25 protein-coding genes are annotated in these 15,998 nt (G+C 28.3%); 12 read left to right on the top strand and 13 right to left on the bottom strand.

Annotated elements, in window-relative coordinates; genetic code table 11:
* Positions 1-235 precede the first annotated feature (235 nt).
* Positions 236-1,465 (top strand): Fic family protein, encoded by a 1,230-nt coding sequence (locus LFT63_RS04665; RefSeq protein WP_029056551.1) that lies wholly within the window; start codon positions 236-238, stop codon positions 1,463-1,465.
* Positions 1,466-1,572: 107 nt separating this feature from the next.
* Here the strand turns inward: LFT63_RS04665 and LFT63_RS04660 are convergent, their stop codons facing one another.
* On the bottom strand, positions 1,573-2,613 hold the full coding sequence (locus tag LFT63_RS04660) for a DUF4352 domain-containing protein (protein WP_340768118.1): 1,041 nt from the start codon (positions 2,611-2,613) through the stop codon (positions 1,573-1,575).
* Positions 2,614-2,939: 326 nt separating this feature from the next.
* Here LFT63_RS04660 and LFT63_RS04655 point away from each other — a divergent pair, with 326 nt between their 5' ends.
* The 5 genes from LFT63_RS04655 to LFT63_RS04635 all read left to right on the top strand — a co-directional run bounded on the left by LFT63_RS04655 (position 2,940) and on the right by LFT63_RS04635 (position 6,224).
* Entirely contained in the window at positions 2,940-3,497 is a 558-nt protein-coding gene (locus LFT63_RS04655) for a cysteine hydrolase family protein (protein ID WP_029056553.1), read from the top strand.
* Between the two features lie 20 nt (positions 3,498-3,517).
* On the top strand, positions 3,518-4,126 hold the full coding sequence (locus LFT63_RS04650; protein WP_340768116.1) for an MFS transporter: 609 nt from the start codon (positions 3,518-3,520) through the stop codon (positions 4,124-4,126).
* A gap of 197 nt (positions 4,127-4,323) precedes the next feature.
* A complete protein-coding gene (locus LFT63_RS04645; RefSeq protein WP_445684201.1) occupies positions 4,324-4,881 on the top strand; it encodes an MFS transporter in 558 nt (185 codons plus the stop codon).
* Positions 4,882-4,999: 118 nt separating this feature from the next.
* Positions 5,000-5,752 carry an amidohydrolase family protein gene (locus LFT63_RS04640; protein ID WP_017637832.1) on the top strand — a complete coding sequence of 251 codons (753 nt, stop codon included), beginning with the start codon at positions 5,000-5,002 and terminating at the stop codon, positions 5,750-5,752.
* Between the two features lie 271 nt (positions 5,753-6,023).
* On the top strand, positions 6,024-6,224 hold the full coding sequence (locus LFT63_RS04635; RefSeq protein WP_002450876.1) for a cold-shock protein: 201 nt from the start codon (positions 6,024-6,026) through the stop codon (positions 6,222-6,224).
* Positions 6,225-6,442: 218 nt separating this feature from the next.
* On the opposite strand, the gene LFT63_RS04630 is transcribed toward LFT63_RS04635, so the two are convergent.
* From LFT63_RS04630 to LFT63_RS04610, 5 genes are all read right to left on the bottom strand, one after another.
* Positions 6,443-6,676 (bottom strand): hypothetical protein, encoded by a 234-nt coding sequence (locus LFT63_RS04630; protein WP_029056555.1) that lies wholly within the window; start codon positions 6,674-6,676, stop codon positions 6,443-6,445.
* A gap of 221 nt (positions 6,677-6,897) precedes the next feature.
* Positions 6,898-7,131, bottom strand: coding sequence for a hypothetical protein (locus LFT63_RS04625; protein WP_340768113.1), 234 nt, complete (start codon positions 7,129-7,131; stop codon positions 6,898-6,900).
* A 482-nt stretch (positions 7,132-7,613) separates the two neighbouring features.
* The gene (locus tag LFT63_RS04620) at positions 7,614-7,829 is read right to left on the bottom strand and encodes a hypothetical protein (protein ID WP_340768112.1); all 216 of its coding nucleotides are present in this window, start codon (positions 7,827-7,829) and stop codon (positions 7,614-7,616) included.
* Between the two features lie 76 nt (positions 7,830-7,905).
* The gene (locus tag LFT63_RS04615) at positions 7,906-8,190 is read right to left on the bottom strand and encodes a hypothetical protein (protein WP_029056556.1); all 285 of its coding nucleotides are present in this window, start codon (positions 8,188-8,190) and stop codon (positions 7,906-7,908) included.
* 88 nt (positions 8,191-8,278) lie between these two features.
* Positions 8,279-9,028, bottom strand: coding sequence for a poly-gamma-glutamate hydrolase family protein (locus LFT63_RS04610; RefSeq protein ID WP_029056557.1), 750 nt, complete (start codon positions 9,026-9,028; stop codon positions 8,279-8,281).
* Between the two features lie 234 nt (positions 9,029-9,262).
* Between LFT63_RS04610 and LFT63_RS04605 the strand changes: the two genes are divergently transcribed.
* Positions 9,263-9,496 carry a hypothetical protein gene (locus tag LFT63_RS04605; protein ID WP_340768110.1) on the top strand — a complete coding sequence of 78 codons (234 nt, stop codon included), beginning with the start codon at positions 9,263-9,265 and terminating at the stop codon, positions 9,494-9,496.
* Positions 9,497-9,555: 59 nt separating this feature from the next.
* On the opposite strand, the gene lnsA is transcribed toward LFT63_RS04605, so the two are convergent.
* The 3 genes from lnsA to tsaA all read right to left on the bottom strand — a co-directional run bounded on the left by lnsA (position 9,556) and on the right by tsaA (position 10,695).
* Positions 9,556-10,137 carry a lipoprotein N-acylation protein LnsA gene (gene lnsA, locus LFT63_RS04600; protein ID WP_445684200.1) on the bottom strand — a complete coding sequence of 194 codons (582 nt, stop codon included), beginning with the start codon at positions 10,135-10,137 and terminating at the stop codon, positions 9,556-9,558.
* Positions 10,138-10,233: 96 nt separating this feature from the next.
* A complete protein-coding gene (gene tsaT, locus LFT63_RS04595; protein ID WP_029055618.1) occupies positions 10,234-10,419 on the bottom strand; it encodes a type II toxin-antitoxin system toxin TsaT in 186 nt (61 codons plus the stop codon).
* A gap of 18 nt (positions 10,420-10,437) precedes the next feature.
* A complete protein-coding gene (gene tsaA, locus LFT63_RS04590) occupies positions 10,438-10,695 on the bottom strand; it encodes a type II toxin-antitoxin system antitoxin TsaA (protein WP_072291797.1) in 258 nt (85 codons plus the stop codon).
* A 298-nt stretch (positions 10,696-10,993) separates the two neighbouring features.
* Here tsaA and LFT63_RS04585 point away from each other — a divergent pair, with 298 nt between their 5' ends.
* Positions 10,994-11,197 carry a sterile alpha motif-like domain-containing protein gene (locus tag LFT63_RS04585; RefSeq protein ID WP_029055617.1) on the top strand — a complete coding sequence of 68 codons (204 nt, stop codon included), beginning with the start codon at positions 10,994-10,996 and terminating at the stop codon, positions 11,195-11,197.
* Here LFT63_RS04585 and LFT63_RS04580 read toward each other — a convergent pair whose 3' ends face one another.
* Positions 11,198-11,422 carry a hypothetical protein gene (locus LFT63_RS04580; protein ID WP_017637487.1) on the bottom strand — a complete coding sequence of 75 codons (225 nt, stop codon included), beginning with the start codon at positions 11,420-11,422 and terminating at the stop codon, positions 11,198-11,200.
* A 171-nt stretch (positions 11,423-11,593) separates the two neighbouring features.
* On the opposite strand from LFT63_RS04580, the gene LFT63_RS04575 reads away from it, so the two are divergent.
* A complete protein-coding gene (locus tag LFT63_RS04575; protein WP_017637486.1) occupies positions 11,594-12,181 on the top strand; it encodes a histidine phosphatase family protein in 588 nt (195 codons plus the stop codon).
* A 159-nt stretch (positions 12,182-12,340) separates the two neighbouring features.
* On the opposite strand, the gene LFT63_RS04570 is transcribed toward LFT63_RS04575, so the two are convergent.
* Together LFT63_RS04570 and LFT63_RS04565 are read right to left on the bottom strand one after the other, a co-directional pair.
* Positions 12,341-12,832, bottom strand: a complete 492-nt coding sequence (locus LFT63_RS04570; RefSeq protein ID WP_017637485.1) for a GNAT family N-acetyltransferase — start codon at positions 12,830-12,832, stop codon at positions 12,341-12,343.
* Between the two features lie 283 nt (positions 12,833-13,115).
* Positions 13,116-13,538 (bottom strand): organic hydroperoxide resistance protein, encoded by a 423-nt coding sequence (locus tag LFT63_RS04565; RefSeq protein WP_017637484.1) that lies wholly within the window; start codon positions 13,536-13,538, stop codon positions 13,116-13,118.
* A gap of 183 nt (positions 13,539-13,721) precedes the next feature.
* Between LFT63_RS04565 and aroD the strand changes: the two genes are divergently transcribed.
* Positions 13,722-14,438 carry a type I 3-dehydroquinate dehydratase gene (aroD, locus tag LFT63_RS04560; protein WP_340768107.1) on the top strand — a complete coding sequence of 239 codons (717 nt, stop codon included), beginning with the start codon at positions 13,722-13,724 and terminating at the stop codon, positions 14,436-14,438.
* Between the two features lie 78 nt (positions 14,439-14,516).
* Positions 14,517-15,056: a nitroreductase family protein gene (locus LFT63_RS04555; RefSeq protein ID WP_017637482.1), complete on the top strand. Its 540-nt coding sequence runs from the start codon at positions 14,517-14,519 to the stop codon at positions 15,054-15,056.
* A gap of 108 nt (positions 15,057-15,164) precedes the next feature.
* On the opposite strand, the gene LFT63_RS04550 is transcribed toward LFT63_RS04555, so the two are convergent.
* Positions 15,165-15,488, bottom strand: a complete 324-nt coding sequence (locus tag LFT63_RS04550) for a thioredoxin family protein (RefSeq protein WP_029055615.1) — start codon at positions 15,486-15,488, stop codon at positions 15,165-15,167.
* A gap of 141 nt (positions 15,489-15,629) precedes the next feature.
* Here LFT63_RS04550 and LFT63_RS04545 point away from each other — a divergent pair, with 141 nt between their 5' ends.
* A complete protein-coding gene (locus LFT63_RS04545) occupies positions 15,630-15,983 on the top strand; it encodes an arsenate reductase family protein (RefSeq protein ID WP_017637480.1) in 354 nt (117 codons plus the stop codon).
* Positions 15,984-15,998: the final 15 nt, after the last annotated feature.

Here is a 15,998-nt window from a genome sequence, read left to right as displayed (position 1 = left end):
TATAAATTATTTGTATCACTATATCACTAATACATTCAATAAAATATTTCTGCATCACATCAAAGATATAGTATCATTAGTTATTTTGAATTATGTAATAATAAGAAGCATTAACACTAAAATATTAGGTCTATTTTTAATTCCTTAATTTAATAATTTTATAGTATAATAATTCATATTAAATATGCTTAAACGCCAAAATGGAAGAAAAGGAGAATAAGAGGTGATTTTATAGATGGCTTATAAAACGTTAAAAACAATTTTTCACATGAGTGATGAACAAAACTTTGAAAAAGAGTACCAACAACGATTAAATAATTTCACGACTTATGTCACAGATATTGAAATAAATCCAATTAGAAAGCAGATACAAATTAAAAGTATGATGTTCCCTTTATTTTTTTGTCCAACTAAAACCATAATTATTAAAGCGGAAAAAATATTAATCAATTCAAGTGAAATTAATAAATTGATTAACAGCCAACCAATAGTCGCTACAACATCATATCTAAAAAAGTTACTAATTAACGAAATGCAAAGTACAAATGAAAAAGAAAATGTAAGGAGTACTAAAAAAGAATTAGCAGATGCGTTAAATAATAATAACTTAAAAAGTAATAAAAGATTTAGCGGATTAGTTTATCAATATAGTTTATTACTTAGTGATGAAGATTTTACATTAAATGAAATATCTGATTTTAGAAAGGCTTATGATTTATTGTTATCTAACGAAATAGCAGATGAAGATTTACCAGATGGTTTAATGTTTAGAAAACAAGGTGTAGGCGTTCGTGATACTTCTAAAGAAAAATGGGTACATAGAAATGAGTATTCTGAATATGAAATTGTTGATTTTTTAAATAAAATGTTAAATTTTATTAGTCACTATGAAGCACCAATACTTCTGAAAATAGTAGCTAGTCATTTTATGTTTGAGTATTTACATCCTTTTTATGATGGTAATGGAAGATTAGGACGTTATATTATAGCAAAACTTTTGAAAGATAATTTAGAACATGTTACTGCATTAACTTTTTCTTATGCTGTGAATAGAAATAAAAATAAATACGATAAAGCATTTGCTAGTACTTCTCATTTTCTTAATAAAGGAGAAATGACTTACTTTATAGATGTCATGTTGGATTTAATCATTGAGGGTCAAAAAACTGCAATTGAACAATTTAAAGAAAATATTGCGATGATTGAAACGTTGTATGGAAGACTAGAGAATTTAAACTTGAAAGAGCATGAAAAAAATGTGTTGTTTATATTGCTCCAAGATAAAGTATTTGGTAATGAATATACAAGAATTAGTCTTCGAGAATTAGTTGAATTCTTGCCCTTTGGACGAAAGAAATTAGATAGTATTATCAAGAAACATGAAGATAAATTACATAAAGTTAAGCAAAGACCAACAGTATATGAAGTTAAAGATGAATTTATAAGTGATTTGATGAAGTTATAAATAATTTTATTTGTAAGTTATTAAGAGCAACTAAAAAATGAGATTATATAAATAAAAAAAGAAGGAAAGCGGATATTAAACTTTCCTTCTTTATATATATCTAATTTCTATTTTTCTGCATTACTGCTATCACTTGATGAATTTGAAGATGTGCTACTTGATGATGTACTTTCAGCTGGTTTAGCGGCATTATCATTGTTAGTTACTTCTGGCTTCGTTTCTTGTGGTTCACTTTCTTTTGGTGTAGTAGTTGGTGATTTGTCTGCTTTTTCAGCTTGTGAATCATTGCTAGAATTGTTACTTGAACTACTATTACCATTACTATTAGTACTATGGCTCGAATTATTTGATGCATTTGAACTTGAAGAAGATGTACTTTCATTATTAGATGGTGTTGTTGAACCACTTGAACTTGTGTCAGTAGAGGATTCACTATCATCACTATCTGATTCGTCATCATCTTTATTAGAAGTTTTAGCATCAGATAAATCTATAGTAATACTTTTTACGCTAAACAAGCTTGATGTAATTTCTAATTTTTTATCTTTAGTATTTGCTACTTTTTCAGAAACATCGAATACAATTTTTCCTTCTGCAGTACTATCGGGATTAATTTGTTCTAAAAAGAATGAGTTTGTAACACTGCCATCATCACTTTGGTTAGCAGATAGAGATCCAGTAGCATCGGCATCAAATGATTTATTACCAGATTTAAGTTTAAACATTTGGGTGTCGATAGTTAATGATTTGTTGCCTTTATTTTTTACAGAAACGTCTGCTACGACATAAGTGTCTTTAGCATTTGTAGGTGCGATAGACGGGCCAACTGATGTTGTATTTTCAACAGATTTAACTTTTACTTCTAAATCTCCATTTTTGATCGTATCTCCGATTTTATAGTTTTTAGTACCATTAGAATAACTTTTGAAATTATCTTTGATACCACCATTAAAAATCATGGATAGGGCTATAATGCCAATAATAAATAAGATAAAAAACACTAAACAGCCGCTACAGCCCCAAAGCCACCATTTCTTAGTATTAGATTGATTAGATTTTGCTTGTTCTTGTTTGGCTTGTTGTCTTTGAAATTCTTGAAATTGCTCCCATTGTTTCCTTTGTTGTTCCTCATTAAAGTTTTCTTCCATTAAACATATCTCCTTTAAATGTAATTTACATATATATTAATAATACTGTGGTGCCAGGCTAATGAGTAATCATATTATGTTATCAATAATGATAATTAAAATGAAATTTATAAAAGTTATTTTCAAAACAAATTGTCATACAACTAAAAATTCAAAATAAAATATAGTTTAGCATGATTTTAACTTTATTCTTGCGGTTAAAGATTATTAAATAAAAATTGTAAACTTTATCCAATGAAGTATTGATAAACCAATCATTATGAATAAGAACCTTGATGTGGTACGATTTTTGAATGTAAAAAACTAAATTGGAAGTAGGTATAAATATGAATGATAATAAAGCGTTATTAGTAATGGATATGCAAAATGGGATTATTAGCTCATTATCTGATACAAAAGATTTAATTGATAAAACAAATGCAGCAATTACTACAGCTAGACAAATGGAACTACCCATTATCTTTGTAAGAGTTGCTTTTTCGAAAAATTTTATGGAAATTTCATCTAATAACAAGATGTTTAGTAGAATCAAAGAAAGTGGACAACCAATGACAGTTAAGGATAAATCGACTCAAATCATAGATGAGCTTCATATGGATGATGATGACTTATTAGTTACTAAACAACGAATTAGCGCATTTACTGGGAGTAATTTAGAAGTATTGTTAAGAAGTTTACAAATTGATCACTTAGTTTTATCAGGTATAGCCACAAGCGGCGTTGTACTATCAACAGGAGTAGAGGCATTTGATAAAGATTTTAAATTAACATTTTTACAAGATGCAATGGCTGATAGATCCTCTGAGACGCACGAATTTTTAACAAATCACATTTTAACTAGATATGGAGATGTATTAACAATTGCAGATTGGCAAAAACAATAGAATAGTCAAGGGTGACATTTATGTCGAAAAAAGCTATTAGCAATACTTTTAATAAAAAATTATATACGCCTATGATTTTAGGTTCGATTTTAAATCCAATTAATTCTTCAATGTTGGCTGTAGCGCTTGTCCCAATTGCTCAAGCATTTGGTGTGCCTTTTTATCAAACTGCTTGGCTTGTGTCGTCTTTATATTTGGCTACAAGTATCGGTCAACCGGTAATAGGAAAGTTAATTGATATTTTTGGTCCAAGAGGATTATTTTTATTTGCTACGAGTTTAGTTGGATTGGCTAGTATGATTGCGTTAGTGACACCATCGTTTTATGGATTAATTTTAGCCAGATTTTTAATAGGTATTGGGACATGTGCCGGATACCCTTCAGCAATGTATTTAATTAATTATGAAGCTGAACGTACAGGTGAAGACAGTCCGAGTAAAATATTGACAATTCTATCTATTAGCAATCAAGTTATTGCAGTTATTGGGCCGACTTTAGGAGGGATTTTAGTCGCTAGTGGTGGGTGGCAATCCATTTTTATAGTTAATTTACCAATGTCTATCTTGGCATTTACTTTTGGTTATTTATATTTTCCTAAGAAGCCACTAAAGATAAATTACAGTTATTAAAACAACGAGTTGATTTTGTAGGAATTATATTATTCTCGATAAGTTTAAGTTCTTGGATGATTTTCTTTATAGAAGCCAAACCATCATATTGGTATTTATTTTTAATTGGGTTTATAAGTTTAATCGCATTTATTTTTTATGAATTAAAATCGGCTAAACCATTTATAGATTTGAAAATTTTGAGTCATAATATATCGATGAATAATACGTATCTACGTACTTTTTTATCAATGCTTATTTCTTACAGTGTGCTATATGGTTATGTGCAGTGGTTAGAAGAGGTGAAAGGTTTATCACCCATGCATTCAGGAATGATGATGTTACCACAGTTTATTGTGGGTATCTTTTCTGCTCAGTTAATGGGCCCACGATTAAATATAAGAACTAAGTTATATATTGGAACAATTGGTGCTTTAATCACAATGATAGGATTTCAAATGATTTCAAGTGACACATCAATTTATTATTTAATCGTCTTATCAGCCATATTTGGATTGCCACAAGGATTATTAAATCTTGCAAATCAAAATGCGCTATATCATCAAACTCCAAAATCAATGATAGGAATGTCTTCTGGTTTATTAAGAACTGCAGGATATTTAGGTGCAATTGTTTCTTCAACACTGATTGGAATATTATTTAAAGGTTCTGATTTAACTACAGCAGTGCATGAACTTGGTTTTGCAGCAACAATTATAGCTATTGCTATTTTATTGCTAACAATGACAGGTGGTAAAACTTTATCAGAAAAGTAACCAATAGTTATGTTAAAAAAACATTATATCTATTGCATATTGGTATTAACATTAGAAAAAGTTAAAATGAATTTGAAAATATTTATAACAATAATCATTAAACAAAGGGGACATTGATATGAAAATGTTTGATTCGCATTTGCATATTATCAACTATGATTTTGAAATAAAAGAAAATAATGGTTACTTACCACCATCATACGGTATTGAGGATTATCAAAAAGATGTAAAAGAATTAGATATATTAGGTGGTGCGATTGTGTCTGGGTCATTTCAAGGATATGATCAAAACTATTTAATTGATGCTCTAGACAAATTAGATGGTAAGTTTGTAGGTGTTACACAACTTCCTTATACTGTAAAAGATGATGAATTAATAATGTTGAATAACTGTGGCGTCAGAGGTTTAAGGTTCAATGTAAAACGTGGTGGTTCTGAAGATTTATCTAAACTAGAATATTTGGCTAAAAGAGTATATGAAGTAGTTGGATGGCATACTGAATTATATATAGATTCGAAAAATTTACCTGAAATCTCAACTACAATTAAAAAATTACCTGCAGTATCTATTGATCATTTAGGTTTATCGCAAGAAGGATTATCTGATTTATTAGAATTAGTAGATAGAAATGTTCGAGTTAAAGCTACAGGGTTTAGTAGAGGCAATTTAGATATTGCAAAAACATTGAAAGAAATATATCAACTAAATCCTAATGCTTTGATGTTTGGTACTGACTTACCATCTACAAGAGCGCCTCAAAGATTTACTAAAGACGATATTAAAATAATAGAACAACATTTTGATGAGACAGAATGTGAAAAGATATTTTATAAAAATGCTATGAATTGGTATAGGATTCAAGACAATTAATCTATATTTATAATGTATATTTTTATGATAATTACATTTAATAGATATTTTAAAGGTGATTTCAATAAAAGTTGAAAATTTTATTTTGTTAATTATAATAAATTTGAAAGAATTTGGCTAAAAGGGTTTACTTTTCTCAAATATAGCGTATAGTAGTATTTAAGTAATCAAGTACGTGAAGTTAATTGCGAGTTATTATTAAGAATATTCTCCCTTTGATTTATGGATTTGTTACAAATATTATGTGCAAAAGCACGCGGAGGTATTCGATATGAATAACGGTACAGTTAAATGGTTTAATTCAGAAAAAGGTTTTGGTTTCATCGAAAGAGAAGATGGAAGCGACGTATTCGTACATTTCTCAGCAATCGCTGAAGAAGGATACAAATCATTAGAAGAAGGACAAAAAGTTGAATTCGACATCGTTGAAGGCGATCGTGGAGAACAAGCAGCTAATGTCGTAAAAATGTAATAACATTTTCAAAGCAACCTTAATGGTTGCTTTTTTTTATGCTTAAATTTAGTTTATTTTGATAAATGAGATAGATAAGAAACAGATTTCTAAATATTTTATACATAAAAAAAGCACTTACAGATTCAATATGAATCCGTAAGTGCAATATCAATATAATATTTAGTATATAAAACATAAATCTATCAAAAATTAATACTGTCTAATAGACATTGATACTAAAATTTTGCGTTTTGCATTACATTTAAATTAAACACTTTAGTTTGACCACAGTTCTCACAAACAGTAGCAAAACCTTCAAGATCGTTTGTTTCATTTCCAGCTGTTGGAATATGAACGATATCTTCTAAGAATGTTAGTTTTGGGTTTGAACAACAAACAGAACGTCTTCTTGAATTATAAAATTGTTTGATTGTTTCTAATTCTTCTTCGTTAAATTTTGTGTTTTTCATGTTTCACACATCCTTTCATTTGATATGTATATAAATAAAAATGTTATCAATAAGATGTTGCAATATGGTTAACGCAAAATATCAATTGTCTATCTATCAGTTTGCAAATTTGATATTAAATAGAGTTTAATATAATTGAGCGAAATTTTGTTGAACATTGCTTAACTGTTTGAAAAAACAGCTTAAATGTAAGAAACATCTAAGCTGTTAATCATTATTTATTACTTATTGGCTTTGTCGCCGTCAACACGTTCTTTATTTCCTTTGTCATCTTGTGACTTAGGATTGTCTTTCTTTTTAGCACTATTTTTTACTTTTTTGACAGTTTTATTGTCATTACTCTTAGAATCTTTTTGCGTTGATTTACTGTCATTTTGTTTTGAATCGTTACTACTATGACTACAAGCACCTAAAACTAAAAAGCTAGATAAGATCAACCAAAATACTTTTTTCATTCTATCTCTCCTAAGATATGTCATTATCTTAAGTTTACTACATATAAATGTTATTTTACATCTATTTCTTTTTAAAAATTGTGAATATTTTTATTAATATTAATAAGTAAAAGTAATTTAAAAAGAAAAGTAGTTAAAAGTAAAAAGAGGGGATATTAAAAAAGCGCCAACATTAACTTTAATAATGACGAAAATTAAAGTTAAGTTGACGCTAACAAGAAGTAATGTTAAACACTCACAAAGTTTAACAAATTCAGAGTACCACAAAGTTAAGTTTTTTACCACTTTATTATATTGATAATTAGCAAATGAAAATTAAAGTTTAAGTTAAATTATTTTTATAGTTGAAAGAAAAATAAATAAACAAGAATTTTGGTTATGAAAAATATAATAGTTTAAAACATTTAATGCTGAAATACTTTATAATTCGCTATATCAAGTATTTTAAATGACAATCTATAGTAGCATAAGGTTTTGAAAAGTTATAATCTATCAAAGATATTTAATTCTTTATTATTTGCATCAAAAGAAATATATAAATCATCATCGAATACTTCTGAATTATTATTTTGAATGTCTAGTTCAGCTAGTATTTTAAAACTTCCATTTTTTTGTGGTTCAACTATTGAAATTTCATTAGCATTACGTTGTATAGCAAAGTGACGATTTGAATGATTATTGATTTTCCAATCTTCCATAATTAATAATCCTCCCAAGCGCTAAATACATTCATGCCTATATAAGGGGAATGTTTTAAGGTATTGCTCATCATTTCTAACCAAAGCTTTTTTCAATTTCTGTAAATGCTTTAGTAGTTAATTTAATATGATTAACTTTGTCATCTTCAATATCACCGTTAATATAATCATTATTAATCAGTACTTTCAAATTTTCTAAAAAGTCATCGTACTCACGATCACAAAAATAGTCATCTTGTGTAGTAACAGAATCTTTGAAATCATTCGCTTCTTGTTCTGATTGACCTTCATTAGATCTTTCCATATATAATTTGTAAAATTTAGCAACGGTATATTTTTGTTCTTTAGTTAATTCGTCCATCTTACTTTCCTCCCTAATTCACATTACATATGTATTACCCTTTATTTTTAAATTGCAAAACAATTTATTAGAGTAATTACTGACAAAACTATGACTTTTGAGTATTTTTCACACCTTCTTGTACAGCTTTAGCAAATTTATAGAATGTTTTCGTATAATTATCTGGATTTGAGCGGATTTTTTGATTAAATTGGCGTCCTTTAAAAAATTGTTTTCTCAATCGCGTAGTTAGTTCCAACTGCACCCCTGAGTCGCTTTCGTTATCATTAACAAAGTTTTTTGATGATTTAGCATCAATTTCTGTTGGGCTTTCTTTAACGGAAAAGCCTTTTCGACGTAGCGATTTAGCAATTGATTTTGACATTTTTTTATCTTTACCTCCGACAAAGACAATAGGATCATCACCTGAAAAACCATGAATTGAAATAGTTTTTTTCGTTGTTTTAAGCATATTACGCAACTTTGGTTCATCGTAATTGGTAGATGTAATGTGAAGTTGATCATTGTTTTTGGAGCGTAAACCTTCAAAAGTGTAAAAATCATATTTTCCAATATTTGAAATACGGCGAGCAAGTTCAGTCGTGCCAGGTTCAATACCTCCGCCATGAATTGCTGTTACTAAAATATCATGGTGATTACGATTTTTTGTAATAACACGCCAATCTTTATTTTCTTTGGTATTTGTTTTAAGTTCTTGAAAATTATTATATCGGTCATTTGAATGATTCATATTTTTTCTTATATTATAAAAAATTAAAGCCACAATGATGATGGCGATAACAATTAATAGAATTGAAAAATAATATAATTTTGTATACAGACTTGTATGCTTTTTCATATATTCTCCTAAAAGTTTTTTTATCTATAAATCATATCAATTTATTAATACTATCAACAAGCATTTCCCTTTTATTTAGTATATTAATTTAAAATATTATAAGTAATAAATGAAAAGTTTTGGTTAGATTGAAAAGATGAGTATAAATAAAAAGTAGAAAATCACTTTAAATATTACAAATTAACAATTCCTTAACATTACTTTGGTAAAATGTAATTAAAGGGATGTAATGATATGGATAAAGAATTATTAAGAAAATATTTAAATGACGATGGTTTTAAAGCAGTAGGGGTAATTTTTGGGAATAAACGTATTATTTTAGAAAGTGATATCTATGTTGATTATGAACACGAAGTTATTATTTATCCTATGAAAAATAGCACAAGAATCATTCCGTTTAATGCGATTAGTTACCTTGATCTATTAGATAAGAACGATCAGTACATCAATTATTTTAAAGAAGTATAATTAAATTTAAAAAACGCCTTACTATTCATATTAAATATGACTTATATGAAGTAGGGCGTTTAATAAGTTTTGATAAGTTTTAAACGGTATTCATTTGTGAAATTATCTTTCAATGCATAAGGTGAAATAATATATAATCCATGGTCGCTTACAGCATTGTTGCTTACGCCTTCCTTATATGCTTGGTAGATAATTTTAGTACAGTATGTAAATCGTTTACTTTTTAAGTTTAAAGTCACTAAATATCTATTGTCTGTATTTTCATAGTTTTCTTTTGTCCACTGTGCGGCCTTTTTACCAGCTCCTGGTTTTACGCAGCGATAAATTTTAATCCAGTCATCTTGGCCTTCTCCAAATCGTGATTTGAATGATTCAAATGATTCTGTGATTGGTTTATCACCAGGTCCTTCAATTTGTAAAACAGTATTATGATCAATGGCAATACTAGAATGACCAAAAAAACCATATAAAACTGGTCCTTTCGTAATAATGATATCTCCAGGTTGTAATTGGAAATCTTTATTAGATGCTGAATATGTATGTTCCTGTGACTCTGCGTTTAAATGGTTGGGAGGGAATATACAAGTACTTATCATAAAGAACATAATAGTTATTAATATGTATAATAAAATTTTACGCAATTATCAAAAACTCCTTTAAATAATGTAAGAAGCATAAATATAAGTATTAAAATAAAACGTTCAGCTACTAAAGCAACTGAACGTATTTGTGATGTGTTACAAACCGAATATTAATGTATAAATTAACATGGCTAAACCAAATATAAAGAATACAATTGTGAAGCCAAGATAAGATTCTTTTTTAGATTCTTTTTTAGTTTTAAGCATAGTAACAAGAACGATTGTACCTGCAATTAAAAATATAATTGATAACCAAAAAAGAATAGTGAAATGTAAGCTCATTTTTTAACCTCCCATCTTTTAAAGAAAATCGTAAAAAATTGGATAAATGTAATATAGGGTAAGAATGATATTAATAAAAAAGAGAATTTCACTTAATAAATCCTTATTAGAAATAGCTATAAATAAGCTTATAATAATAATCAAACCACATACTATTAATCCGGGCACTAACCATAAGGTGTCATCTAGGTTGGTGTTATTTGTAATGACGATATTAAAAATTACAAACAATATCGTTAATAAAATATTAATTACGTGTAGAAAATATAATTTCATAGGTGATTCACCTCTGGAAAATGCTTCTTTAGTAAAAAAATCCTTATGTATATCATATCATTTATTATCACTTGGTAAATAATTAAATAGAAGTATATAGCTATAAATTGTGAATAAAAAGAAACGACATTTTAAGCGAACATCCCATTTTTTTGAATAAGTAAATAAAATTGTGAATAAATTTAAAAAAATACAATAAAAATGTGCAAAATTTACACTTTGCACATTTACAATCTCGAGTTTTCTGATAAGATTAATTACAACTTAAATAAAGATAAAATATAAGGGGAATATTGTGATGACATTTTATGATTTTATAATAGGTTTTATAAATGACGATACACCGTTTGGAAATTTAGCTAATTACATCAATAAAGATCATAAATTCCCAAAAAATGAAAAGAATAAGTTTGTAATTCGTACTTATGTTTTATCGAATTATGATGATTCTCAACTCATTGAAAGTGCCAATAGAGCCATTAGTTTATATCAACTAACTTAGTTAGTACCAATTTTGTTGATTCAACGCATACCATACATCTTTTGTTCTAAAATTAATATCATTATTTTTAACACTAAATGGCTTTATAATATCTTTGTCTAACCAAGTATTGATTAACTCATTTGGTACGCCATCTAATAACATATCGCTTTTACTTACAACAAAGCATTCCCATTCAAGTGTTACATTATTCGGATTCACATAACTGTGATCATGAGATTCCATATTGATTAACACTCCTTTAACAAATGTAAACTTAGTGTTAAGTTATACCCACTAAGACAATATATTAATCATCTGTTTATATTATTTTTCATTGATTTGTTGATTTACTATTACTATGTCTAATGATTTAATGTTAGTTATGAGCTTTATATAAGTAATAGAGGTGGAAATATGGCAAAAACTTTATATTTAATGAGACACGGACAAACAGTTTTTAATTTAAAAGGCAAAATTCAGGGCGCTAGTGATTCGCCTTTAACATTATTAGGTGTAGAACAAGCAAAAGCTGCAGCTCGATATTTTGAACATAATCAAATTGAATTTGATAGTTTGTTTTCTTCTTCTCAAGAAAGAGCGTGTGATACTCTAGAAAATGCAGTACCAAACCATCAAAATAGATATATTCGCTCAAAAGGATTAAAAGAGTGGCGTTTTGGTTTGTTTGAAGGCGAAAGTATTGAATTACTTAAACAAATTAAACAACCTAAAACGCTTTACGGTGATTATGTTGTACCTTTTGGGGGAGAATCACGTGAAGATGTAGAAAATAGAATGGTAGAAACATTAACTGATATTATGGAAAATTATAGTCGTCATACAACACTAGCTGTAAGCCATGGAAGTACAATTGGTTTATTTATTAGATACTGCTTAGGCTATGAAGAGGGTAGTACATTTAATATTGGAAATTGTAATATACTAAAATTTAGTTACGACAAAGGGAAATTTACTTTCATAGAATTAATTGACCCTATGTAAAAGAAAGCTCAACCTTGCTATAAATACAAGGTTGAGCTTTTATCATTATATTAGCTTTATCGTTAAATTGAATTAGAGGTCAGATGTTAATGAAATATATAAAATTACTTTGGATGTAATCTTAATCCATTTTTTGTCTAACTTAAATATGATAATAACTTAATTTTTTAAATTATAAGTTAACCAATGTTCATCAAAATAATCTTCACCGATTTTAGTAGCATTTTTCTCGAAACCTAGATTTTCAAAACCTAGAGAAGTGAAGAATACTTTTGCACTAATATTATTTGAAGTGACAGAAGTGAGAATGGTTTCTAAATCTTTCTGGCTAGCAATTTCAATAATATAATTGATTAATTCACGATTTATCACTTCATCATTATCTTTAACAAAGTTATTGTTGATGACAGCTTTATGTTGTTTACCTACTTGTCTCATTTGACTTAAGGTTGCAGTAGCTACTAGAACGTCATTTTCAAAGGCACCATATACATTGATGAAAGGGAATTCGGAAGATAAAAGTTTTGTCAAAATGTCATCAGAAACGTGGTCTAAATAATAACGATCCCACGAATAAGTATGATGTTCCCCTGATAATAGTGATTTGTAAATTTCTAAATCATCTAGAGTTAATAAACGGATGTTGTTCATAGTGACCTCCTAATTCAAATCATTAAATGTGTGTCGTTGCTGGGTAAATACATATTAAAATATTTAATAAAAATAATCAATGATTATTTAAGAATAAGCAAAAACGTTTTTGAAAAAATAGTTAAAATATATATTTAATTGTATGTATATAATAACTCTTCATATACATTATAACAGAAACTCGATTTTAAAGGTCGGAAATATGAGGTAATTATGTGAACAAAAAAAGAGACCCATTCAATAGAGAATGGGTCATATAAATATATAATATTGTATTTATAACTTAGTCAACAACTTCAACATTTAATTTAACATCAATGTTTCCTCTAGTTGCTTTAGAGTATGGACAGAAGTCATGTGCATCTTGTAAATATTTTTCAGCGTCTTCTTGAGATAATACATTTTTCACTTTAGCATCGATATCTACGCTTAATTTTGGACTTTCAGCGTCTGGATCATCTTCAAGACGTACTGTTAAAGTTACTTCTGGTTCAGCATCTCTAACTTTGTTTTGTTTTAAAATTAAATCAAATGCACCATTAAAACATGAAGCATATCCTGCTGCGAATAATTGTTCAGGATTAGTAGCATTTCCGTCCGCTTGTTGTGGTGGTAATACATCTACATTGATTGCTTTATCGTCAGTTTGAACGTGTCCTTTACGTCCACCTACGTTTGTCGCTTTAGTTTCATATTGAACTGCCATAATTATTACCTCCTAATTAATCATATATATAAAGTGTACCCGTAAATTTTTAGTTCAATCATTCATAATAATTTTTTGGCTATTGATTCAATAAAGGCGATTGGTAGTAATGTATATTTTAGTTTAAAATAAAAGAAAATATACACGTATATAGTTTAAATAGAGACAGGAAAGAGGGATAGTATGTCAAATGTAAATATAGCTGTTACGATTGCACCTGAAAACACGATAGCAGATGATTTATTTAAAGACATAGAGTTCTATCAAGATAGTATTGATATTATAGAGCTTAGAGTAGATCAGTGGGATAAATTAGATAGACTCAATCAAGTCATTGAAGAATTAAATCAGTTAACGTTTGATTTTAAAATTTTAATTACATTTCGATCTGCTTCTCAAGGTGGTAAACGTAATGTGAATGAATCCGAATATATGAATGTGATGGAACATCTAATTAATACAGACGGATATAATATGTTAGATATTGAATGGGATGAGCAAAAGAATAAAGATGATTATTTAAATTTAATCAATTTAGCTCAACAAAAAGGATTAGAAGTAGTATTATCACATCACAATTTTGATGAAACACCTACGTTTGAAGAAATGAAATTCACTTATTATAAAATGAGTCAATTTAACTCGAATTATATAAAGCTAGCAGTTATGCCCCATGATATAAAAGATGTATTGCATTTATTAGAAGCAATGAATGAATCAGCTAATTCATTAAATCAAAAAGTGATTGGAATTTCGATGTCTAAAATAGGGGTCATTAGTCGCACGGCACAAAGTGTTTTTGGTGGTGTAGTATCTTATGGATGTTTAGGTGAACCCCAAGCACCTGGTCAAATTCATGTCGAAGAATTAAAAAAGCAAATTGACTTTTATGAGAAATGATTAGAAGGTTTGAACAATAGTAGATTGTGTCTTATAATTGATAAAGATTATCAACGAATAATAAAGGGAGCGATAGGATTGGAACTACAAGAAGCAATCTCGAATAGAAGAAGTGTTAAAAAGTTTAAGCACGATATGACAATTGATGATAAAGCTTTATATGAAGCTATTGAAAAAGCTACAGATGCTCCTAACCATGGCATGAGAGAACCATGGAGAGTTGTCCATGTTGCTAAAGATAGATTAGGAAATATGAGCGAAGATATTACACGATTTGCTTTTCCAGATAGTCCTGAAAAGCGAGCAGATCATTATGATAAAGTTACTAAACTAGGTGGCATGTTAGTATTAGTTTTAAAAGCTGATCCAAGACAACGTCAAAATAGAGAAAATTACTTTGCATTTGGCGCATTCGCGCAAAATTTAATGTTGTTATTATATGAAGCAGGTATAGGTTCATGTTGGAAATCTCCAGCATATATTTTTGAACCTAAAATACGAAAAGCTTTAAACATTGAAGATGATGAAATTTTAGCAGGTTTCTTATATTTAACTGATTTAGAAGAGCCAATGACAAAAGCCAAACGTAAGAATAGACATCTTATCTCAGAATACTAAATAATTAATCACAAAATGAAAGATATTAAATAAGGTCGAGGTAACAAATAAGAAATAAGCCATTGAATGGTACTCAAATTTCTTTACTTGTATCTCGACCTTTTAATATTATTTGCTAAATGTTTCGTCTAAAAATGATTCAACTTGTTCTGGTGATTTAGCATTAGCTGAATGTAAATGTGCTAATTTATCACCATTTTTAAATACTAAAATACTTGGAATTCCCATTACGTCATTTTCAGCAGTAACGTCTTCTAATTCATCACGGTTAACTGTATACCAATCATAATCTTTAAATTTTTCGACGATTGGGTCAATCCACATATCCATAGCTTTACAATCTGGACACCAACCAGCTTCGAATTTAACGATGACAGGTTTGTCATTTTGAACTGTGTTATTAAATTGTTCTGTAGTATTAATACTTTCCATTACAAAAGCCCCTTTTCATTTAATTAGTAAATTTATTATAACGGATGAAATTTCTTAAATAAAAAAATAAGCTTAAAAAGTAGAGCGTTTTATAAAATAACATGATATATTTGTGATAAGAGATAAAGGAGGCAAAACTCTATGATTAAATTTTATCAATATGCAAATTGTACTACTTGTAAAAAAGCAGCAAAATTCTTAGATGAGTATGGTGTTAGTTATGAACCAATCGATATCGTTCAACATACACCTACAAAAAACGAGTTTAAAGAAATTGTTGAAAAAACAGGTGTTGATACTAAAAAATTATTTAATACACATGGTGCTAAATACCGTGAATTAGATTTAAAAAATAAATTAGACGACCTAACAGATGATGAACGTTTTGAATTACTTTCATCAGACGGTATGTTAGTTAAACGTCCATTAGCTATATCTGGAAATAAAATCACATTAGGTTTTAAAGAAGAAGAATATAAAAACACTTGGTTGTAACACTTTTTTGAAGTT

The sequence above is a fragment of the Staphylococcus sp. FSL H8-0121 genome (assembly GCF_038008425.1).
GTDB classification, from domain to species: Bacteria; Bacillota; Bacilli; order Staphylococcales; family Staphylococcaceae; genus Staphylococcus; species Staphylococcus pasteuri.
The sequence above is the reverse complement of the archived record's forward strand: the minus strand, read 5'-3'. Positions and strand labels throughout refer to the sequence as shown.